Annotated in this window: 22 protein-coding genes, 1 tRNA gene and 1 pseudogene; 9 read left to right on the top strand and 15 right to left on the bottom strand. The window is 64.8% G+C overall.

Annotated features, from left to right (window positions below; translation table 11 throughout):
• Window positions 1-50: 50 nt before the first annotated feature.
• The 3 genes from LE548_RS37085 to LE548_RS37075 form a co-directional block, all read right to left on the bottom strand.
• Window positions 51-1,406 carry an FtsK/SpoIIIE domain-containing protein gene (locus LE548_RS37085; protein ID WP_225101438.1) on the bottom strand — a complete coding sequence of 452 codons (1,356 nt, stop codon included), beginning with the start codon at window positions 1,404-1,406 and terminating at the stop codon, window positions 51-53.
• 2 nt (window positions 1,407-1,408) lie between these two features.
• Entirely contained in the window at window positions 1,409-1,765 is a 357-nt protein-coding gene (locus tag LE548_RS37080; RefSeq protein ID WP_225101437.1) for a hypothetical protein, read from the bottom strand.
• 138 nt (window positions 1,766-1,903) lie between these two features.
• The gene (locus tag LE548_RS37075; RefSeq protein WP_225101436.1) at window positions 1,904-2,683 is read right to left on the bottom strand and encodes a GntR family transcriptional regulator; all 780 of its coding nucleotides are present in this window, start codon (window positions 2,681-2,683) and stop codon (window positions 1,904-1,906) included.
• A gap of 18 nt (window positions 2,684-2,701) precedes the next feature.
• Here LE548_RS37075 and LE548_RS37070 point away from each other — a divergent pair, with 18 nt between their 5' ends.
• The 3 genes from LE548_RS37070 to LE548_RS37060 are packed head-to-tail and all read left to right on the top strand — an operon-like array spanning window position 2,702 to window position 3,945.
• Window positions 2,702-3,163, top strand: coding sequence for an NUDIX hydrolase (locus LE548_RS37070; RefSeq protein ID WP_225101435.1), 462 nt, complete (start codon window positions 2,702-2,704; stop codon window positions 3,161-3,163).
• A complete protein-coding gene (locus tag LE548_RS37065) occupies window positions 3,160-3,576 on the top strand; it encodes a hypothetical protein (RefSeq protein WP_225101434.1) in 417 nt (138 codons plus the stop codon). The genes LE548_RS37070 and LE548_RS37065 overlap by 4 nt, the downstream gene beginning before the upstream one ends.
• Window positions 3,577-3,618: 42 nt before the next feature.
• On the top strand, window positions 3,619-3,945 hold the full coding sequence (locus LE548_RS37060; RefSeq protein ID WP_225101433.1) for a hypothetical protein: 327 nt from the start codon (window positions 3,619-3,621) through the stop codon (window positions 3,943-3,945).
• 521 nt (window positions 3,946-4,466) lie between these two features.
• On the opposite strand, the gene LE548_RS37055 is transcribed toward LE548_RS37060, so the two are convergent.
• Window positions 4,467-7,832, bottom strand: coding sequence for a dsDNA nuclease domain-containing protein (locus tag LE548_RS37055; protein WP_225101432.1), 3,366 nt, complete (start codon window positions 7,830-7,832; stop codon window positions 4,467-4,469).
• 624 nt (window positions 7,833-8,456) lie between these two features.
• Between LE548_RS37055 and LE548_RS37050 the strand changes: the two genes are divergently transcribed.
• Together LE548_RS37050 and LE548_RS37045 are read left to right on the top strand one after the other, a co-directional pair.
• Entirely contained in the window at window positions 8,457-8,822 is a 366-nt protein-coding gene (locus LE548_RS37050) for a GIY-YIG nuclease family protein (protein WP_225101431.1), read from the top strand.
• Window positions 8,823-9,046: 224 nt separating this feature from the next.
• Window positions 9,047-9,520 carry a hypothetical protein gene (locus tag LE548_RS37045; RefSeq protein WP_225101430.1) on the top strand — a complete coding sequence of 158 codons (474 nt, stop codon included), beginning with the start codon at window positions 9,047-9,049 and terminating at the stop codon, window positions 9,518-9,520.
• Between the two features lie 206 nt (window positions 9,521-9,726).
• On the opposite strand, the gene LE548_RS37040 is transcribed toward LE548_RS37045, so the two are convergent.
• From LE548_RS37040 to LE548_RS37015, 7 genes are all read right to left on the bottom strand, one after another.
• Window positions 9,727-10,239 carry a hypothetical protein gene (locus LE548_RS37040; protein ID WP_225101429.1) on the bottom strand — a complete coding sequence of 171 codons (513 nt, stop codon included), beginning with the start codon at window positions 10,237-10,239 and terminating at the stop codon, window positions 9,727-9,729.
• A gap of 207 nt (window positions 10,240-10,446) precedes the next feature.
• Window positions 10,447-10,776 (bottom strand): hypothetical protein, encoded by a 330-nt coding sequence (locus LE548_RS37035; protein ID WP_225101428.1) that lies wholly within the window; start codon window positions 10,774-10,776, stop codon window positions 10,447-10,449.
• A gap of 290 nt (window positions 10,777-11,066) precedes the next feature.
• Window positions 11,067-11,369: a hypothetical protein gene (locus LE548_RS37030; RefSeq protein WP_225101427.1), complete on the bottom strand. Its 303-nt coding sequence runs from the start codon at window positions 11,367-11,369 to the stop codon at window positions 11,067-11,069.
• Window positions 11,366-12,109 carry a GntR family transcriptional regulator gene (locus LE548_RS37025; RefSeq protein WP_225101426.1) on the bottom strand — a complete coding sequence of 248 codons (744 nt, stop codon included), beginning with the start codon at window positions 12,107-12,109 and terminating at the stop codon, window positions 11,366-11,368. The genes LE548_RS37030 and LE548_RS37025 overlap by 4 nt, the downstream gene beginning before the upstream one ends.
• Complete coding sequence (locus LE548_RS37020) at window positions 12,106-12,330, bottom strand: hypothetical protein (RefSeq protein ID WP_225101425.1); 225 nt, start codon at window positions 12,328-12,330, stop codon at window positions 12,106-12,108. The genes LE548_RS37025 and LE548_RS37020 overlap by 4 nt, the downstream gene beginning before the upstream one ends.
• A gap of 199 nt (window positions 12,331-12,529) precedes the next feature.
• The gene (locus LE548_RS46740; protein WP_374116223.1) at window positions 12,530-12,841 is read right to left on the bottom strand and encodes a hypothetical protein; all 312 of its coding nucleotides are present in this window, start codon (window positions 12,839-12,841) and stop codon (window positions 12,530-12,532) included.
• Between the two features lie 12 nt (window positions 12,842-12,853).
• On the bottom strand, window positions 12,854-13,132 hold the full coding sequence (locus LE548_RS37015; RefSeq protein ID WP_225101424.1) for a hypothetical protein: 279 nt from the start codon (window positions 13,130-13,132) through the stop codon (window positions 12,854-12,856).
• Window positions 13,133-13,211: 79 nt separating this feature from the next.
• Between LE548_RS37015 and LE548_RS37010 the strand changes: the two genes are divergently transcribed.
• The 3 genes and pseudogenes from LE548_RS37010 to LE548_RS37000 form a co-directional block, all read left to right on the top strand.
• The gene (locus LE548_RS37010) at window positions 13,212-13,967 is read left to right on the top strand and encodes a GntR family transcriptional regulator (protein ID WP_225101423.1); all 756 of its coding nucleotides are present in this window, start codon (window positions 13,212-13,214) and stop codon (window positions 13,965-13,967) included.
• A gap of 629 nt (window positions 13,968-14,596) precedes the next feature.
• Window positions 14,597-14,667: transfer RNA gene (locus LE548_RS37005), tRNA-Ser, on the top strand.
• 332 nt (window positions 14,668-14,999) lie between these two features.
• Window positions 15,000-15,131 (top strand): annotated as a pseudogene (locus tag LE548_RS37000) (transposase); the annotation flags it as partial.
• Window positions 15,132-15,425: 294 nt separating this feature from the next.
• Here LE548_RS37000 and LE548_RS36995 read toward each other — a convergent pair.
• On the bottom strand, window positions 15,426-15,722 hold the full coding sequence (locus LE548_RS36995) for a GYD domain-containing protein (RefSeq protein WP_225101493.1): 297 nt from the start codon (window positions 15,720-15,722) through the stop codon (window positions 15,426-15,428).
• Window positions 15,723-16,555: 833 nt separating this feature from the next.
• On the opposite strand from LE548_RS36995, the gene LE548_RS36990 reads away from it, so the two are divergent.
• Window positions 16,556-16,816 carry a hypothetical protein gene (locus LE548_RS36990; protein ID WP_225101422.1) on the top strand — a complete coding sequence of 87 codons (261 nt, stop codon included), beginning with the start codon at window positions 16,556-16,558 and terminating at the stop codon, window positions 16,814-16,816.
• Window positions 16,817-16,885: 69 nt separating this feature from the next.
• On the opposite strand, the gene LE548_RS36985 is transcribed toward LE548_RS36990, so the two are convergent.
• The 3 genes from LE548_RS36985 to LE548_RS36975 form a co-directional block, all read right to left on the bottom strand.
• Window positions 16,886-17,407, bottom strand: coding sequence for an SRPBCC family protein (locus LE548_RS36985; protein WP_225101421.1), 522 nt, complete (start codon window positions 17,405-17,407; stop codon window positions 16,886-16,888).
• A 63-nt stretch (window positions 17,408-17,470) separates the two neighbouring features.
• Window positions 17,471-18,256 carry a 4'-phosphopantetheinyl transferase gene (locus tag LE548_RS36980; protein WP_225101420.1) on the bottom strand — a complete coding sequence of 262 codons (786 nt, stop codon included), beginning with the start codon at window positions 18,254-18,256 and terminating at the stop codon, window positions 17,471-17,473.
• 5 nt (window positions 18,257-18,261) lie between these two features.
• Window positions 18,262-18,797: biotin/lipoyl-containing protein (locus LE548_RS36975; RefSeq protein WP_308030982.1), on the bottom strand; the 536-nt coding region annotated here is incomplete at its 5' end.

Genomic DNA, 18,797 nt, shown 5'->3' with positions numbered 1-18,797 from the left:
GGGACCTGGCGCGAAGGCGGTCGCGCCGACCGGTGGGGATCCGAGAGGGATCAGACAGCGGCTGAGGAAGCCTTGGCCAGCGACACGGGAGCGGCGGCGGAGGCGGAGAGGACGGGCCGGAACGGAGCCAGCTCGGGCAGGTCCGGGGTCCGGTCGGCGTGCCGGTTGCAGATGTTCACGGCCTGGCGGAGCGAGGTGTGCGGAGCACGGATGCGGTGCCATCCTCCGGAGGAGTCGCCCGCGATAGCGAGCCCCCGCATTTCGGCCGGGATCTGGATGGCGGCGAGGACGGCGTCCGGGGCGATGTCGCCGAAGGCCATGTTGGCAGATGTCTCGTCGTTGACGCGGTGGGCGGTGCGGCCGGTGAGCTGGGCGCGGAGCATGGTGATGCCCTTACCGAGTTCGGAGCCGAAGCGCTGTCCGCAGATTTCGAGGTAGATGCCGGCCGCGCGGCCGAGCTGGGCGAGGCGGACCAGGGCGGTGATGATGCGATCCCGGCGCTTCTCCTCCTCCTTGTTGGCGTACAGGGCGAGTTCGGCGACCTCGTCGACCAGGACCACGACCGGGACCGGGCGCAGGTGATCGGGCAGGTCCCAGATGTTGGCGGCGATCTCCGCGTCCGACACGTCGGCGGTGATGCGCTGCTGAGCCCGGATGACCTGATAGATGCGCTCCATCCGGACCACGAGCGCATCGAGTACTTCGGCGGCGGTGTCGGGATCGTCGGCCAGCGCGGAGAATCGGCGGGCCAGCGGGAACAGTTCAACTCCCTGTTTGCAGTCGATGCCGACGAGGGCGACGTCCATCGGGGCGAGTCCGGCGACGAGGTTCCGCTGGTAGACGGACTTGCCGGACTCCGTGGCGCCGAGGGTGAGGGCGTGGGGTATCGCGCGATAGTCCCGGTAGTGCACTGAGCCGTCCTGCCGCAGGGCGACCGGTACCCGCATTGGCCGGATGTCGGTCTTGGCCGGCATCTGCACCCGCTTGAGGACGTCGTAGCCGGTCATCCGCACCTCTACGACGCCGGAGCGCAGCTCTCGCGAGGTCACGCCGTACATGGAGAACGAGTGCCGGAGCCGGTCCGAGGCGGCGGCGATATCGAAGGCGTCCTGCCCGGGACGGAGCTTGAGCCGCAGGATCAAGCCGGTGCGAGTGGGCCGCAACCGCAGGATGCGCGGGGCCCGTGGTCCCGGTATCGGCCGGTTGGTGGCACGGGCGAGAGCGAGCCGCCACCGCGCAGGCGGCACCGTTAACCCGCACGCGTCCATGACGGAGCCGTACCGGACCAGGACCCGCACCACGGCCAGCGTGACCCCGAAGGTCAGCCAGTACCAGGCGGGGCGCCGCCACCGCAGAAGAACCGCGGCGACGGCGACCAGCACCAGGGAGACCGAGAAGCCGGTCATGATCAGGCCGCCTTGGGCCCTGCGGCGGCGTCGGCGAGTGAGGTGACCGCGACCGCGCGGAACGCGATGCCGTGCCGCTTCTGGCCGTTGAAGTCGTTCTCCCAGGGGCGGGCGATCAGGCCGGTGAGTGCGACCGGCGTGCCCATGGCCAGTTCGCCGGTGATGCCGGGCTCCGGGACGGTGATGGAGAGGATCTCCACCTCCTCGTTCGCCGCGAACATCACGTCAACCGTCATCAGCTTGGCCCCGGTCTCGGCGTCGGTGGCGATCTCGCCGGTACGGCGGTCACGGACCTTGACCTGCGGGGACTTGGCGACCATCACGACCGCGCCGGCGGTGTCGACGGGAATCTGACGCACAGAGATCACTCCTCTATAGATGCCGAACTCCGTCACTCATGTACATGAGTGACGTGAAGAAGAGTGCCTGACTCCTGTACATGAGTCAACCCGCCACGAAGAGGAACTCGTGACGGGTTGCGGAGAGTTGAGTGCGCGTCAGTCGGCGGCAGGGATCCGGTACTCGAAAACGAACTGGTCGGCGGCCATGAGGGTGTCGCACACTTCAACCACGAGACCCGCGGTCGTACGGGCCTCACGGATCAGATGAACCACGGGCGCACCCGGACTCAGTGCCAGCTCCGAGGCTTCCGCCTTGGAGGCCGGCCGTGCTTGCAGCGTCTCGACGAACTCCGCGAACTCATGCCCGTGGTCTTCGAGTCGGGCGTAGATGCCACCGCCGCCGGGGTTCTCGGCGAACAGCTCCGGGATGTCCTTCACGACGTCCCAGGGCAGGTACGACGTCGCGGTCTCGACCGGGGTGCCGTTACGGAAGTACAGGCGACGACGAGCCAGCACCTGCGTACCGACCGAGACGCCCAGTCGCTGGGCGGCATCCTCGGGCGCCTCCATGGGCCCGATGTAGAGAACGCTGACTTTGGCGGTGGCGCCGGACTGAGCGGACTCCGCGAGGTAGGCCGCCTGTCCGCCCTGCCGGAGCGAGCGCCGGAAGCGATCGGAGGAGCGGTGCCGCACTGGAGGCCGGTTCTTCACGATCGAGCCCTTGCCGTGCCGGGTCTCGACCAGCCCACTCGCCCGCACCTCGACCATGGCCTTACGAATCGTCCCGCCGGACACGCCGTAGCGCTCCACCAGCTCAGACTCACTCGGCACCATGTCGCCAGGCTTGAGAACTCCCGCCCGGATCTGTTGCACGATCTCGTCCGCGATCTGCACGTACCGAGGTCCGGACCCGACCCCTCCAGCCGCAGTTCCCATAGTCCTTCTCTGCCTCCTATGCTCCTCTACATGAGTCAAGCACAGGAAGCGACGCCGTCTCCCCTGCACTCCGTATCCGTGGCCGGAGTGGTGGTGCGCGAGGACGGCCGCCTCCTGGCGATCCGCCGAGCCGACAACGGCACCTGGGAGCTCCCCGGCGGCATCCTCGAACTCAACGAGACCCCCGAGGCCGGCGTCGCCCGCGAGGTCCTGGAGGAGACCGGCATCCACGTCGAGGTGGACGAACTGACCGGCGTCTACAAGAACCTGACCCGCGGCATCGTGGCCCTGGTCTTCCGCTGCAAGCCTTCCGGCGGCACAGAGCGCACCTCAAGCGAGTCCACGGCTGTCGCTTGGCTAACACCCGACGAGGTCAGCGCGCGTATGTCCGAGGTCTTCGCCGTCAGGCTTTTGGACGCCTTGGACGGCAACGGTCCTCACGTACGCAGCCACGATGGCAGGCAGCTGCTCACCCGATGACAGAAGCGGACAACGCACGTCGGCAACCGAGGCACGTCACGGAGCTCTCCAGCGTCCATGAGTTCCTCGATGAGATACGCCTGCGCCCCGAAATGTGGCTACGCGGCGGCTCACTCCAGCACTTGGACTCCATGCTCATCGGCTACCGAACCGCGATGGCAGTGCACGGTGCCGAGGAAGACTTCCCCTTCTGGAGCCCTGGCACTCAGGGCCCGTTCGCCGAGTGGTTGTGGCAGCGGCTCGGCCGTCACAGCTCCCTTGGCTGGGCGGTCGAGATCGAACGCGAGGCACAAGAGGCCGGCGTACCTGCGGTTGAGCTGTTCTTCAGCCTGTTCGATGAGTACCGACGAGAGGCCCACCCAGCTGTCGGATCCCAGCTGATGCTTGACGTTCCAGTCCCAGGTGATGGTTGACGGTGGGCCTAAGGGCTGTCCGTCTCCAGTTACCCTCCGGTCATGGAGCAGGACTACCCCCTTGTCCGCACCGTCTTCCCGGAGCTCGTCACAGAGCTGATCACTCTCCTGGAGAACGAAGGAGAACGTGAGCTAGCCATCTGTGCGTGGGATCTTCGTCTGGTTGACGAGTGCGGCTGCGGCGATGACTTTTGCCAGAGCTTCCAGACAGCAGCTCATCCGCAGGGGCAGCCATACGGCGCCGGCCATCGGTGCGTGCCTCTCTTGCCCTCGCGAGGCATGCTGTGCCTGGACGTCGTGGATGACCGGATCATGTACGTCGAAGTGCTCGATCGGCCACCCATGCACCACCAGAGTGAGCGGCCGTGAGGTCGGCCTCGACAACCGACAACTCCACCAGCGCCAATCCCGGCCTCCTGCCATGCACCGCAACGATGCGCGCAGAAAAGCCGATCACGGCCAGTGTCAACCATCAGCTGGGATCGAACTGTCAAGCATCACCCGGGATCGGACAAGAGGCCCACCCAGCCGAGGGATAAGACTTTCCCTACTTCATCAAGGCGGCTCGCTCCGCTCACCGCGCGCGGCCCGGCCCCCGGCCGGGCCTGCGCTCATGTCTCCGCCCCGCTCCAGCCCGGCCGGCGCCCGTGCCGCGCTCACAGCAATCAGCCGCCTAATGCCAGACAAGAGGTACGTCGTGGCTGGGGCGGTCGGCTCCACGGCTTTACGGAGCCACTTTGGCGCGAGCCTCGAAGATCATGGCCCCAACGTCGTGCTTTACCGGGCAGGTCCACAGACTGCCCGACGCGCCGGAAGCTTACGGGGCCATGATCACTCGCGCCAAAGCAGCGCCACCCCAAAGCCGCTCCACCGACCTCGATCGACGGCGCTCAGATGCTTGCCCAATCTAGGGGGAACTTACGCTGACGCATCTGCCCTAGGAGGGAACGACAGGACATCGTCTCAGGGTGATCGGCGCCAAGCTTGGACTCAAAAATTGCCACGGTTTCACTCATGACAGAAATCCCTTCGGCAGCATTACCACCACTGTATACGCAAACAGCAATCTTTTCCAAACAGTATCCAACTCTAACGTTTCCAGACCCAAATGTCTCTAGGGCGATTTCATACCCTTTGCGTAGCCACTTCAAGGCTGCTCGATAGTTCCCCGCCATCATCAGCGCGCCAGCCAAGTTATTGTAATCAGGGATAAGTTCAGGATGCCCCTCACCGTAAACCACGAGATCGATCTTGATCGCTCGATGGGCCGCCGAGGCCGCATTCCCAAAGAGTCGCATGCCTGTATAGACGACCGCCAAGTTGGCCAACGTCGATGCAATGTCGCGATGCCTAGGGCCGAGGACCTCCTCTTGCCGCTTCAACGTCTCTTCGAACGTCTTTCGCGCTGCAATGAAATCCATTCCAGCCAACTGCGTTCGGCCAAGATTCATGCGCACAATGAGATCAAGCGTTGATCCCACGTTTCCTAGGTGCTCGTGTATACGTAGTGCAGCCTCGAAGGCTGCGGCAGCATCATCAGCTCTACTCAATTCGAGTAGCGCTAGCCCTGCATTATTCCAATCACGTGCCGCATCAAGATGAAATCCGTCGGAATTCTCGTAATCAATTTCGAGCGCCTTCTCCGATGCCGTCAACGCATCCTGGAACTCCGTGGCGTCTAGATACGCGAGAGCCAAATTGCTGTAAAGAGTGGCCAGACCGTTACGTGTTGAAGTCTCTGGATACTCCGAAATTAGCGCCCTGAACTCCTGTGCTGAACCATGAGCGTCGCCCATTTCACGTTTCAGCGTGGCTTTATTCGCCCTCACTGAGCGTTTGAGGGTTGACATGTCATCAGAGTCAACGCAGGATTCAGCGTAGGTATGAGCCTTATCAAATTCAAGGAGCGCCTCTTCTAGCTTACCCTGCAAGTGGAGAACCGCTGCCTTCTTCGTGTGCAGAGTCGCCATCGAGACGCTATCCACTGGCTCTTCTGCAGCGAGTGCCATAGTTTCGTCTACCACTCGAAGAGCATCGTTCCAACGGTCAGAACCAGTTAGAGCCTCAACAAGCAGCGTACGAACAAATACCCTCGTGGTTACGGCTACGTCATCTCGGCTGGTTATCTTGGCCATTGCCTTGTCCGCATAGGAAAGGCTAGTCCCCTTGAAACCCTGCATTCCGAGATTCAATGTAATCGCGGAATAAAAGAGGATAGTGCTTTCAGGAAGCTGACCGCGATCCTCCAAGTAGACAAGGAGAGCCTCGAAGTGAGGCATCATGTGCCTGTAGTGCGGCCAGAACCGTGAGTCAAAGGGACTTAGGTTAGCGACCTTATTCAGGAGCACCGTTGCCACTTCCAAGGCCTCAGCCGTCTGCTCCTGTGTGAGTGACTGGCGTACCACGGCTTGAGTGAGAGCATGGCAGCTAACGCCGTTCTGCTGCGCTTCAACCAAGGAAAACCTTTGAAGGTCCGCCACCGCATCAAAGAGAGAAAGGTGATCCTTGAGAAGTTCAAGAAGCCTAGCCGCGCTATGAGAGATACCCGTAAGCTCGGTAGCTGCAAGCTGTTCGACTTCTACGGAAGTTGGTAGAACCACAGCGCCATCTTCTCGCCCTTGCCCGGCTGGAGTTAGCTCGATTTTGAAAAGCTCGGTCGGAAATCCGTGCGGGGCCAGGAAGGAGAAGACATGCAAAAGCGCAAGAGCGTTCGAATGATCTTTCTTCAATCGTTCAGTGGTTATCGATAGCGCAGCAGTGAGCCCTACATGCTCCGGTGGCGCTGACCGACTCAAGAGCTCACTCGCTCGGTCACGCACCATACTTGTATAGGTGCCCAGTGGGATGCCCGAGGTAGCGATGTAGCCAGCGGCCTGTCTCAGTGCCAGGGGAAGCCCGTTCAAGGCTTCATTAAGGGCTACAAGATCGTCCTGGGATGCATCAGAGAGAGTCGACGCCAACAGTGCTATGGCATCGGCATCGCTAAGCGGTGCGACGTTGATTGTCGCCACATTTGCCGCCCAGCTCTGGTCGAGACTTGAGATCAAGAACTGAGTCGCAGAAACTTTTGGGATGAAATTCAGAATTTCCTGATTCGCGGGCGCCCCATCCAAAAGAATCAGGCCACGATTCTTGAGGAAATATTGCTTCATTCGCCGAAGTCCGTCATCGGAATCCGGTGCCGACAAGCCAAGTTCCTCGGAAAGAAAAGATAGGTCGGTTACCATGGCGTTCAAGGAATCCGCTCGGACCCACCATACAAACTTATACTGCTCCGCATGCTCCCAGGCATATTGTGCAAGCAGCTCACTTTTTCCCACGCCGCTCATCCCGATGAGCGCAAGTGAAGGCTTAGATGCCAGTCCATCCTTCAGCGATTCTTCAATTTTCTGAAGAGTGTCTCTTCTGCCGAAAAAATCGGAGACGGGTTCACGCATCCACAAGTTGGACGTGTGGGGATAATCCGCTATGGCCTCCTCGCGTGACAATGAGAGAGCGTTCACCACTTGGGGCCGTGTAATCGTGCGCCTCACAGCCTTAGCGGAAGTAAGGACGTCTGAATCGAGGGCCTTCGGGCTCGCCAAGTCAATGGATGAGAAGTCACGGTTGTCGAGATCTCTAGACTTCGATGCAACAAGATTTACGACAGCGTCCCAAGCCTCAGCAGCGTTGCAATCTCTAATACTTGACTCAGCTAGGGCACCCTCCACGAGATTTACGATCGAATGTGCACGCAGAGTGACTCTGTCCGGAATTCCATGCTCGATGCGTAGCGCTTTCAGAAACTCCCTTGCCTCTTCTGCATCGCAATCGAGTTTGTCCGCAGCATCAGTTACGTAATCTTCGACATCCTGACTGGCCAAGGATTGAGAAAACGCGGCGGCTATGTCTCGGGTGGATTTCATAGAACCATTGGTGACGAGACGGCATTTCGCCTCGGGCGTGGCCCTCCAGCGGGCATATAGTGTCGCCAGGCCACCCTTTGTCCAAAGTTCCGAGAAAGGCCATGGGCCCGTTTGAGGCTCTCGATGTTTTACTGATACTAGTTCATTTGTTCCGTCGTCATATATAAGCACGTAGTCAACGTGCCATTCGCAAACCACACCTTTCAATCGCGAGTCGGTGAGCATTGCGAAGCAGTGGCGCGCTGCGCATTGATACTGGAAGTTGTACCTGGAGGATGTATCGCTTCCTGAGTCTTCTGCCGGCTCGGCAATGAGCGCTTTCGCCAGACCAGAGATTTCATGGAGGCTCACTCACGTCTCCCAGGTGCTCAAGCCGCTACTATGCGTTGAATCTTCCCAGCACAGGTCGTAGCTGGGCAAGCCCAGAACGCTACGTCGCACCTACGGCTGATTACGCCGCCCTCCGCAGCAAGTCAGCGCGCCTGCGAGTACAGCAGCGAAGTGCAGCCAACGACCATGAGCGACAGCTTTCAGAGCTACCGATCAGAAGTTGTGGCCGTGGTCTGCACCACGGCCGCACCACAAGCGCACCAGATCGAGCGGGGAACAGCGGGGCATCACGGTGAAAGCGGCCCACCCCTACGAGGCCCCATCGTGACCGTTCGCGCAGGTCAGCGCCCGAACAAACCGCAAATGCTCGCAGCTTCCCAAGCTGATGTCACATAGCTGTGCACGCTGGGGCCTTCTGTTAGCGTCGCCCAGTAGCCTGCGGCGATCATTCGTGGCACGCCTGGAGGGTTCGTGGAAACTACCGCTCTCGTCAGTCCCGATCGGTTGTGGTCGGCGCCAGAGGTCTTGGTGCGTCCTAGCCCTGTCCCGGCGGCAGCAGGGGTCTACGGGTGGCACTTCAAGCAGCCGCCCCACCAGGACCTGGACGCTGGGCGCCTGTTCTACGTCGGGATAGCACCGCGGTACATGGCGAACCGGACCAGCACGCAGAACCTGCGCAAGCGGGTGCGCTACCACTACCGGGGCAACGCGGCCGGCTCGACCCTCCGGCTCACCCTCGGCTGCCTGCTCGGACTTGAACTGCGCCGCGTGGGCAGCGGCAAGCGGATGACCTTCGGCAAGGCCGGCGAAGCCACCCTGAGCCAGTGGATGGCGGACAACGCGCGAGTGTGCTGGATCGAGCAGAACGAACCGTGGGACCTCGAGTCACAGCTCATCTCCCGACTCGACCTCCCACTGAACCTCGACCAGAACCGTCACAACGCGTTCCGCTTGAAGGAGCTACGGGCCCAAGCTCGCCAACGAGCCCGGGAGTTGCCCATCAGCTCGTAGGCCGCCGAGCGGGCCGCCGGGTCGTTTTTCTGGGCCGTCTCTGGGCCGTCCGAGGCCGCTCAACAGTGGCCAATGACGACCAACGACGACCACCAGGCGCACGAGCCCACCGCCCCTGACCGTCAAAAACCGAGTTCACCAAGATCCCCGACAAGACCCAGGGCAAGAAGAAGACAGCAACCAGCCGTAGCCTTCGGACACGGATCAGACATGTTAGGAACAGCGTGGTGAAGCGCGAAGCCGGTCGACCGGCCTACCAGGTGGGCGATGTACTGCGAGTGGGTTGCTCGCCAGCGAGGGCGCGAGTTGCCGACGTTCGGGGCTTCTACATCTCTGTGGAGTGGCCCTGGGAGAAGGTCGATCCGGACTCACGGTTCCGATGGAACGGGCAAGTGGCCTTTCCCGTTGACCCTGGCTCGTGGGAGTGGTCGTACACGCTGTTTCGCACCGAGCCGAGCCCTCAGTACCTAAACCGTGGGGACTTGTGCAGCGTCAGCATCCCCGAGACGCTCGTTCGCGTCGTCGACATCCTGCGTCACGATCCGCCCCTGGACCTGGGTCGGCTTCCTCGACCGCACACGAGACTGGTCGTACTCCCCATCGACGTTTCCTCTGACGCCCTCCAGGAGGATGAAGGGGCCACGATCGAGATCGAGTCCGCCGCGCCCATCGCGATTGAACTGGTGGAGCGGGCCTAGAGATCGCGTGGCTCGCGCATAACACACCCCTAGAGCGATGCGGGCGAGGCACACTGAGTGTCTAACTGCGTGACAACCACGACGCACAACGGCGAACACCCGTGGACGTCAGCGGACCATTAGCGCAGATGACAGGCACTACACCCCAAGCACAACGGCCGCTCCAAGTTGCTTCGGGACAAAGCGGTCCCGTAGGCAAGACAGGGTTAGTCAGACACGCCCAGGTCCTCACGCATGATCCGGCGCATGGCAGTCAGTGCGGGTTCTGCCGCCTTCAGGTCGATGAGTGCCTGATCCGCGCTCTCCCCTTCCCGAGCCAGACCCCGATCAATGCGCTTGGCAGTAGCGTCGATCGCGGCCAGGACAACGTTCAACTCGCGAGATGCCCTGAGTACCGCTTCGGGGACGATCATCTGAGCCTCGGCGTAGCGATCCCGGTAGTCCCGCCGCGCCTCCTCGACCTGGGCGCGGTCGTCGTCGGTGTAGACACCGTCTCGCATGCGGTGGAGGGCGTCTTTCAGCATGGTGTGGAAGTGACGGGACGCGCGGTTCATAGCGCTATACGCAGCGCGCCGCTCCTCAAAGACCCGCCTTCCCTCCTCAGCCTGCCTCTCTTCCGCCCGCTGGCGCTTCGTCGTCCAAGTCGTGATCACAGGCGCCAGGAGCGTGCCGAGCACTCCAACGACGGCAGTGACCATGGCGGCAGTCGTGGCACCCATGCGCGCGACCCTAGCGGCTGGCCGCTGTCTGTGGCTCTAGAACCCGTCAGCGGCTCTAGTCAGCAGCCCGCTGACATCCATGCCTGACATCAACGACACCAGACAGAGACGCACGCAAGCGTCTTTATGCGACTGGGAAAGCGGTCAGCATCACCGAGCCCACGGACTCCGGATCGAACTCCTAAAGCGGTGCGCTCGTTACCCACTTCAGAGCGAGGGAGAGAAGCCGGCGGACTGGTCGAGGTGCAACGGTGAGCCCGCACGAGTCGGAACCCATCCCTGCTGCAGGGCAGCCGTGATGGCCTCGGCGACATTGGAGGGCAAGACCGGGTTGCTCGGGCGTTCGAGCCAGTTGCTGGTGTGAGGTTGGTTCGTGGTGACGACCAGGGTCGTACCAGGGTGCTCCGCATGCTCCACGGCGTACGTACACGGCGACCAGCAGAGACCCTGGCCGTAGGTGGGCCTGCGTCGTAGCCGCCAGCGGTAGCTCGTGCCGTCAACGACTATGCGCCGTGATCCCTTGCGTCCCAGTGCCATGGCTCCCCCTCGTTGCCAGCATGCCAGCGGCCAGCGCCAGGAGGGGCGCCCTGCGGCAGCCAGGCCGTCTCTGGGCCGTCCGAGGTTAGCCGTCGCCGACAGACAACGACAGAAGCCCACGGCATCCGACCAGGTCAGAGCCATGGGCTTCGTCAGTCCCGCTGGCCAGCGAGACCCGTGCTTAATAGACCGGCAAGTCAGGCATGGCGGCCGTAGAGAAGCCCGGGTTCGTTTCCCCTAAAGGGGAGCGGAACCTCACCGCCAGCAGTCACCGAGCTCAGCCGTCCTCTTCAGGAGCGTTGGGGATCACTCACCACTAGGAGGTGACCGCGGCTGGTCGCAACGCGGAGTACGTCCCGCAAAGCGCAGGTCAGTTCCTTCGCCAGCCGTCGCAGGTCCTCAAGGCCTGCCTCCTGATCGTCGAGGGTTTCCGAGGCGTGCTCCAGCAGCTCGGCCGCCGTTCCCAGTTGCACCGCTTCGATGTTGTCCGCCAAGCGGGACATATAGCCCGTCTTATCGTCGGTGTTCAGGTAGCAGGGCTTCCCCTCCGGACCAGACCACGGCAGGAGCCGCAGCTCGTTCGGTGCCGTCATCGTTGCGTCTGCCTCTCATCGGCCATGTGGTGGGTGGTGAAGACCGCGTCGACACGATCCCCTGGGAACGCGAGAAGCGCGGCCTCGACGACTCGACCGGTGAAGTCGGTCGCGACCCTTGTGATCGCTAGGACTGCAACGGCGGAGCCGATCCGGAGGGCCGATGCCTCGTCCGGCGTCGGTGGACGGGCACATACCGTCTCCTGGACAGCTGCCGGCGGCGAGCTCAGGACGGCGAATCGCGTGGCCGTCTCCCGCCACGAGGAGTCGTCGCCCAGCACTCCGGCCTGTGCCAGGTCGCGCGGGATGTAGATGCGGGCCAGACCGTGCGGTGAGTCTCCCTCGTGGCTGATGCAGAAGAACTCGGCGAGAGGGCTGCCCGTCGGCACCTTCAGCAAGGTCGTCAGATGCCCGTCCGCCTGCACGGTGGTGGTGCGAACAGTGACGCGCAGGGCCGCTTCAGCGGCGGTCCATGGGTCCAGCGTCCCCCATCCGCCGACGTACACGACCTTGCGGAGTGGGCGGCGGACGAAATTGCCTTTGCCGTGGATCTTCTCGACGAGACCTTCGCTCTGGAGGACCGCGAGGGCACTTCGCAGTGTCACCGTACTGACCTTGTATCGGTCGGCGAGGCCAGCCTCGGACGGCAGGCGTTCGCCGGGTTTGATGCGGCCGGTTGTGATCTGGTGTCGGAGATCGTCGGCGATGTCATGATGGCGTGAAGGCACAGACCGGGTCACCGCCTTCTCCGTACGCGAACGGCGGCAAGCCGGGTTCGCGTGTGTATGGTCAGCAGCTCACCCGACTCGAAGAGCAGTTGTTTGGCCCCTTGTGGGAGTTGGAAGAGGTCCATAACCCGGCACGCCCTGCCACCGAGGTGAATGACGTCGCCACGCTGCACGGTGGTCGCGGTGACCTCAATGGTGGAAACTAGCGCGCCACCGGGTGCCCAGCCGCTCACCGCTGCACCTCTGTGGGAGTGGAGCAGTCCGACACCGAGTGACATACGCAGGCGCACGTCTCGTAGACAACCGGCAGGTCGATCGGCGCGGAGGCCGAGGAAAACTCCGCGCAGACAGGGTGTGTGCCGATACGGCACGCGGTCGACTGGTAGGGGACGGCCGAGGCGTCGGTGACGTGAAACTGTTGGCGAGGAGGCATCAGCGGACCCCCGTCAGGGCTGACCAGGCTTCAGTCGGCAGATGGGAAGCGACGACCACCGCCCGTGGCCTTACTCGTTCCTCCCAGGCCAGCACGTACTGGCGGACGAGTGCGTTGTCCTCCCCCGCGAGCCGGTGTCGATGGTTCGCGCTCTCGGAAACGCGGCCCAGGAAGGGCGCCGACGCCTCGGCGAACGCCGGGAAGGCCCGGGCGGCCTTCGGTCGAGAGGGCGTTAAGGGGCGGCGGTGCCTGCCCTTGGGGGCGTACCGCGCTCTGGTGAGCGAGACGGCACGGCGGATACGGTTGAGCACGCTGCTCAGCTCCTATCGCTGATGGCTCGGTCCCCCGACATCGCCCGTCGTGGGGACCGCTTTGTGTACGACCGCCCAGAGGGTGCGGCCGTTCAAGCTGGTGGCCAGGAGCCCGAACCGATCGGCCTCGGCCACCACTTCCAGGACCTCCCGCCATAAGTCGGCGGAGAGCGATTGGGGCACCTCCGCTTCGACCGACCAGTACCGGTCGTGCTCCTCCACGCGCGCGGGGAGCCCGACGGCCGACAGCCGGGCAGCGATGGCCGCCGCGCTAACTCCCGAAGCGGGCACAGGGCAGCCTCCGTCAACCGGCGATCACTTTCAGTGAAGCTAGTTAACTAGATTAGAGCTAGTGGACTAGATTTTCCATATGCCTGAGCAGCCGCCCTACCTCCGCATCGCTGACGAACTCCGGCGGCGGATCGCGGAGCACGTGTGGGAGCCCGGGGACCGCCTGCCGTCCCGCGCCCAGATCGGCCAGGAGTGCGGAGTGGGCGAGAACGTGGTCCGCCGGGCTCAGGAGCTGCTGATCTCCCAGGGTGTGCTGGAGGGCCGCGCGGGTTCAGGCACGTACGTCGCCGAGCCCCGGCAGCGGGTCCGAGTGGTCCGTTCGTCGGCGCGTGAGCGGCCCGACGGGTCGCCGTTCCGAGCGGACATGAAGGCCGTGGGCAGGCAAGGAGACTGGGAGAGCCGGACCGAGGCCAAGGTGCCGGCGCCGACGGATATCGCGGCGCGGCTCGGCATCGCCGAGGGCGACCTGTGCGTCCGGACGACGTACGAGTTCCTGGCCGACGGCAGGCCGGTGCAGCTCTCTACGAGCTGGGAGCCGTACGACCTCACCGCCGGCACCCTCGTCGTCCTCCCCGAAGGAGGGCCGCATGCAGGGGCGGGCGTCGTGAATCGCATGGCCGCGATCGGCGTCACTGTCAGCCATGCGGTGGAGCAGCCGGAGCCGCGGCAGGCAACCGCCGAGGAGGCGTCACTCCTGGGCATCCAGAAGGCCGCCCTCGTCACGCACATCCGGCGGACGTACTACAGCGACCAGGGGCGGCCCGTGGAGACGGCGGACATCATCGTGCCTGCAGCTCACTGCGAGATCGTCTATGAGATCCCGATCAACCCCTAGCCGAGACACGACGGCGAGCTCGCCACTCGATGGGCGTGGATAGGAACCACATCCATCGGCGGTCATTGGGGAGTACCCGGCACGGTCCGGCCGAAGGCGGTGAGGAGATGGCCAGGCGCTTTCTGGAACTGCAGGTCACTCCCGGTGGCCAGGATCTCGGTCAATGCCCCCGATGCTAGGTAGCGTGGCGAACATGACCGATGCCGCCCGTCATGCGAACACCTGTGGCCTATACGATCAACCGCTCGACGGGGATCATTCCCACGAGAAGGAGACTCTCGGAACCCGAGTCGAGTACGAGGTAGTCGAAGTTCGCGGCGTGCTGGCTGATTCGGTTGCGGTCCTTGACCCGAATGACAAGCATCCGCTGCCCACTCGGGTCCTCGCTACCAACCTGGGTGTTGACGCCGGTTCGCTACTCGGCCTTCATTACACGTGCCTCGTTTCCCGTGATCCGTACGGAGCTACTCGATCTGACTACCGCCTTTGGCGCAGTGGCAGCTTGCCGCCGGCGGCTCAGCCGGGGGTCTGACGCTGAGCGGTGCGGCGATCGCCTCCCCAATACGAGTCGAATGCGTGTCGAAGCTTGCAGTTGAGAGGGATCTGATCGGACGTTTGAGCAGATCAGCGCCCACCTGGCCTCTCAAACACCAAGCGCCTTCTAAGCGCTTGGCCGCAGGTTCGAGTCCTGCCGGGGGCGCATAGCCTCAGCCCTCCCATTGGGAGGGCTTTTTGCTGGTCAGGGCGGGTGGGGCTCGACACGGGTGCGCCTCGGACGCCGTCTTGGCGATCAAGGACCGAGTCCGGGGCTGTCCGGCTGCGGCCGGGGTTTCGCGGGTGGCCGTGTCGGATGCGTGTCGAAGTACACCAGCTGTAGATCGCGATCTTCATAGTGCCGGTCTGCCGGGCAGCAGTGGCCGACTTGCGCTTGGTGGCTGCAGCAGCCTGGCACGTAGGGGGCCGGGATGATTGCGATACCAGAGGAGAGTTGCTGGGGCGCTGGGAGTGCGTGCCGGATGACAAGGTCATTACGTGCGCGAATACGTCGTCGAGCGCCTCCACGACGAAGCCGCAGTGCTCGTTGTCGACGAGACCAACGACGTGAAGAAGGGCAGCCACACCGTCGGGGTCCAGCGCCAGTGCTCCGGCACAGCCGGAGTTGTACATCGGCCGGACCCGGCGATCTGGGACGGCCCTGACGATCCGGATTGGATCGGCGCCGTCACGCTGTCAGCCGCGGAGAAGTGGCGAGCGCTCAATCGGCAGCACGGACACACCGCCGAACAGTCGCAGCGAGCGCCGCGTTTCCGTCGCATTCAGCCTCGTTCATGGCCGCTCGGACGAGACCCCGAGCCGTCCCCGCGTCGGCGGCCACCCGCCCATGAACACGGGTGAACGCCCTTGCACGTCGCGCCGCAAGCCACCAACACAGACTTGAAAAGCGTGCGTCTGCACTCGTCAGCCGGCCGCCTTGGCGATGATGTGCTGCATCTCCTCTGCGCCGAAGGCCCGCAGAGTCGTGGAACGGACGTTGCCCACCCCATCGAGCTGCAGAAGTGCCGCCGCGCCTGTTTCGTCGTCGGGTGCCTCAACAATGGCCACGAGGTCGTACGGACCGACGGTCCAGTAGATGCTCAGGAGCTTCGCCCCGAGTTTTTGTACCGCTGAGGCGAAGCTCTCGGCGCGCTTCGCGGTGTCCTTGTAGTTCCGGATCCCTTGATCAGTCCAGCTCAGCAACGCGACGTACGTCGGCATGATCTCCACCTCCACCAGGGGACACATCGCGAGTTCAAGCCTGGGCACCTGAGCCGGAACCTGCGCGAGATACGCACCCGAACGCGCAAGGCGGGCGACCACAGGTATCGAGGGGCCGGCTGACATCCACGACTCCCGATGCGGGTGCCGCGGGTCGAACCCTGCCGGGGTCTTTGCCGATGCCCTACGGCTGCAGTCATGTAGCGCCCTGAAGCCCTGACACCCGGTTGGCCTCACAGCGTCACACCTTGGACAGGCCCGGAATGCCGGTTATCTGAGCTATCGGTACGTTCATCGCAGGTCGGTCGTCCGTCCGGCCGACGCACATGAGAAAGAGAGAAGTGCCCATGCCCTCGCGTGCTTTCGCTGTGGTCGGCGCCGGAGTAGGCGCGACCGTCCTTGCAGCCGCCGGCATCACCTACGCCTCGACCGTCGAGTCCACCCCGGCCTCCCCCTCTGTCCACCGGGCAGCCCAACCGCTCCACCACCCCGCCCAACCGGCCCACCACCCGGCCCAACCGGCCCCCCATGCCGCCCAGCCTGCGCAGCACGCCGCATCAGCAGCTTCTGCCGCTTCTGCCGCAGCCCCTTCGGGCGCCAAGAACGGGGGCGGAGGCGGAGGCGGAAACCGGGGCCGCGACGAGGGGGGCCGCGACGGCGGTGGGCGCGACGGCGGCGGTGGACGCGACGGCGACGGTGGACGCGACGGCGGTGGTTGGCGCGACGGCGGTGGACGTCACGGCGGCGGTGGACGCGGTCACGGCCACAGAAGATTCGGAAGGATCTTCATCAACGAACGTTCGTTCCCCGGCTCCATCGAGGGGTGCATCACCGTGGCCAGCGGACTGGGCGCGAAGAGCTTCAATGTGCTCAATGAAAGCAGGAGGACCGTCGAGGTCTTCCGGGGCTTCAACTGCGACGGGGGCGCTCCGGTCGCCATCGTGGGACCCCGCAGCGCGACCTTCGGCGTGAAGCCCCATGGCCACGACGGCGAATTCGGCTCCGACCGTGACGGCGGCGGCGACGGCAAATTCGGTCACCACGGCGTCGTGGGCAGCTTCCGGGTGATCTGCGACGACGACGGGTGGTGGTGACAGCACCACCCGACGCACCGAAGGAAGTCCCCGGACCGATCACGGTCCGGGGACTTCCCCATCCACCCCTCAGGGCAGCAAAACTCCCTCCGCCTCCGCCTTCACCCCGGCCAGGGTCCGCTCGATGCCCGTGCGCAGCAGGGCGAGGCGGCCGTCGATGATCTGTTCCTCGCGGTCCGGGTACCGCTCGACGACCTCGTGCATGGGGCCGTGTGCCGAGCCGAAGCGCATGCCGTGTCGCAGGCGGGTGCCGGAGCCGTCGGTGAGCGGTTCCAGGGTGTACGTCCAGACAGCCAGCGGTTCGCCGTGGCGCCGGTCGTTGTAGTGGACGACCTCCCACTCGAAGACGCGCTGCTCCGCCATCCGCGCGACCCGGCTGACCGTGCGCCACTCCCCCAGCCCGCTGTTGCGGTTGCGGCCGGAGAAGCAGGCGCCGACCGCGGGACCCTCGGCCCCGTCGAGCCACTCCACCTCCTGCAGTTCCGGGCTGTGCCGGGCCGAGGTGGAGATGTCCGAGACCAGCTCCCATACCCGCTGCGGCGCGGCCGCGATCTCGGTCACGCACTCCACACGGGCATCGGCGAGACGCATCGTTTCTTCCTCCTGGACGTGGTTGGTTGAAAAATAGACAGGTTGGGCACAGGGCGCTGCGGATCAGGCCGCCGGCGGCTGGGCAGATTTCCAGGCCGCGGCCGCCTCCGCCACCACCGCGGTCGCGATCACGCCATCGGCGACCCGCCAGTGGCCCGAGACCACGGTGAACGGGCCCGGCCGCCGCACCTCGGCCGTGACACCACCGGAGGAGCCGTCGCCGTTCACCTGGAACGCCACCTCCGCCTCCAGGAAGCCGAGTTCGGTGTGGGCCAGCGGGTACCACGCCTTGAAGACCGCCTCCTTCACGCAGAACAGCACGCGTCCCCAGTGCACTCGCGGCCAGCCGTCGGCCAGCATCGCCACATGCGCGCGCTCGGCGGGACTCGCGACCATCTCCAGCACATCCGGGGAGAGCGGGGCGTGCGGCTCGGCGTCGATGCCGAGTCCGGCCAGGCCCGTCTCGGGGCGGGCGACCACCGCTGCCCGGTAGCCCGCGCAGTGCGTCATCGAGCCCACGACACCCGCCGGCCAGCGCGGTTCTCCCCGCGGACCCGGCAGCACGGGCACCGGCCCGAAGCCGAGCACCCGCAGCGCGCGCCGGGCGCACACCCGCACCCCGGCGAAGTCCCGCCGCCGTTTGGCCCCCGCGCCCGCCATGAGCCGCGCCTCGGCGGGCAGCAGCGCTCCCCACCACTCCTCGTCCCCGTGTCCGAACGCCTCCGACGCCGCCACCCGGGGCGGGAGCAGCGAGGCCATCAATCCCGCGCCGCCGTCGGGGAGGTGAGGTCCGCTCGGCGACGAGCGCAGCAGTACAGCAGTCTGCTGATACGTCTGGTACGTCGTCATCGCCCTCACTCCCTGATCGCGCAGATCGCGGCGTCGGCGGTGAGTGCCGCGCCGGGCCGGACCAGGAGGTCGGCGACCGTGCCGGCCTTGTGGGCGGTGATGGGCTGCTCCATCTTCATCGCCTCCAGGACGACGACGAGGTCACCGGCGGCGACCGTCGCGCCCTCCTCCACGGCGACCTTGACGATCGTGCCCTGCATCGGCGAGGTCAGCGTGTCACCCGAGACGGCGGAGCCGGCACCGCGGCCGCCCGGGCGGCGCCTGACCTGACGCGCGCCACCCGGCACCGTACGCGCGCCTGCCACGCCCGGCGCCGTACGCCCCCACGGCATGCCCGGTGCCGTACGCGCCCGCGGCACACCCAGTGACGCGGGGACCCGGACCTCGATCCGCCTGCCGCCGACCTCGACCGCCAGGGTCTCGCGGCCGTCCAGCCCTTCCTCCCCGCCCTCCGCCGCGGGGACGAAGGGCTTGATCTCGTTGACGAACTCGGTCTCGATCCAGCGGGTGTGGACCGTGAAGGGGCCGTCCGAGCCGGTGA

The sequence above is a fragment of the Streptomyces sp. CoH27 genome (assembly GCF_020181035.1).
Lineage (GTDB): Bacteria > Actinomycetota > Actinomycetes > Streptomycetales > Streptomycetaceae > Streptomyces > Streptomyces camelliae.
The sequence above is the reverse complement of the archived record's forward strand: the minus strand, read 5'-3'. Positions and strand labels throughout refer to the sequence as shown.

Coding starts and splice junctions, on each gene's coding strand:
- LE548_RS37085 (WP_225101438.1), bottom strand. CDS start 1,406: ATGACCGGCTTCTCGGTCTCCCTGGTGCTGGTCGCCGTCGCCGCGGTT.
- LE548_RS37075 (WP_225101436.1), bottom strand. CDS start 2,683: ATGGGAACTGCGGCTGGAGGGGTCGGGTCCGGACCTCGGTACGTGCAG.
- LE548_RS37070 (WP_225101435.1), top strand. CDS start 2,702: ATGCTCCTCTACATGAGTCAAGCACAGGAAGCGACGCCGTCTCCCCTG.
- LE548_RS37065 (WP_225101434.1), top strand. CDS start 3,160: ATGACAGAAGCGGACAACGCACGTCGGCAACCGAGGCACGTCACGGAG.
- LE548_RS37060 (WP_225101433.1), top strand. CDS start 3,619: ATGGAGCAGGACTACCCCCTTGTCCGCACCGTCTTCCCGGAGCTCGTC.
- LE548_RS37050 (WP_225101431.1), top strand. CDS start 8,457: ATGGCGAACCGGACCAGCACGCAGAACCTGCGCAAGCGGGTGCGCTAC.
- LE548_RS37040 (WP_225101429.1), bottom strand. CDS start 10,239: ATGGGTGCCACGACTGCCGCCATGGTCACTGCCGTCGTTGGAGTGCTC.
- LE548_RS37035 (WP_225101428.1), bottom strand. CDS start 10,776: ATGGCACTGGGACGCAAGGGATCACGGCGCATAGTCGTTGACGGCACG.
- LE548_RS37030 (WP_225101427.1), bottom strand. CDS start 11,369: ATGACGGCACCGAACGAGCTGCGGCTCCTGCCGTGGTCTGGTCCGGAG.
- LE548_RS37010 (WP_225101423.1), top strand. CDS start 13,212: ATGCCTGAGCAGCCGCCCTACCTCCGCATCGCTGACGAACTCCGGCGG.
- LE548_RS36995 (WP_225101493.1), bottom strand. CDS start 15,722: ATGCCGACGTACGTCGCGTTGCTGAGCTGGACTGATCAAGGGATCCGG.
- LE548_RS36985 (WP_225101421.1), bottom strand. CDS start 17,407: ATGCGTCTCGCCGATGCCCGTGTGGAGTGCGTGACCGAGATCGCGGCC.
- LE548_RS36980 (WP_225101420.1), bottom strand. CDS start 18,256: ATGACGACGTACCAGACGTATCAGCAGACTGCTGTACTGCTGCGCTCG.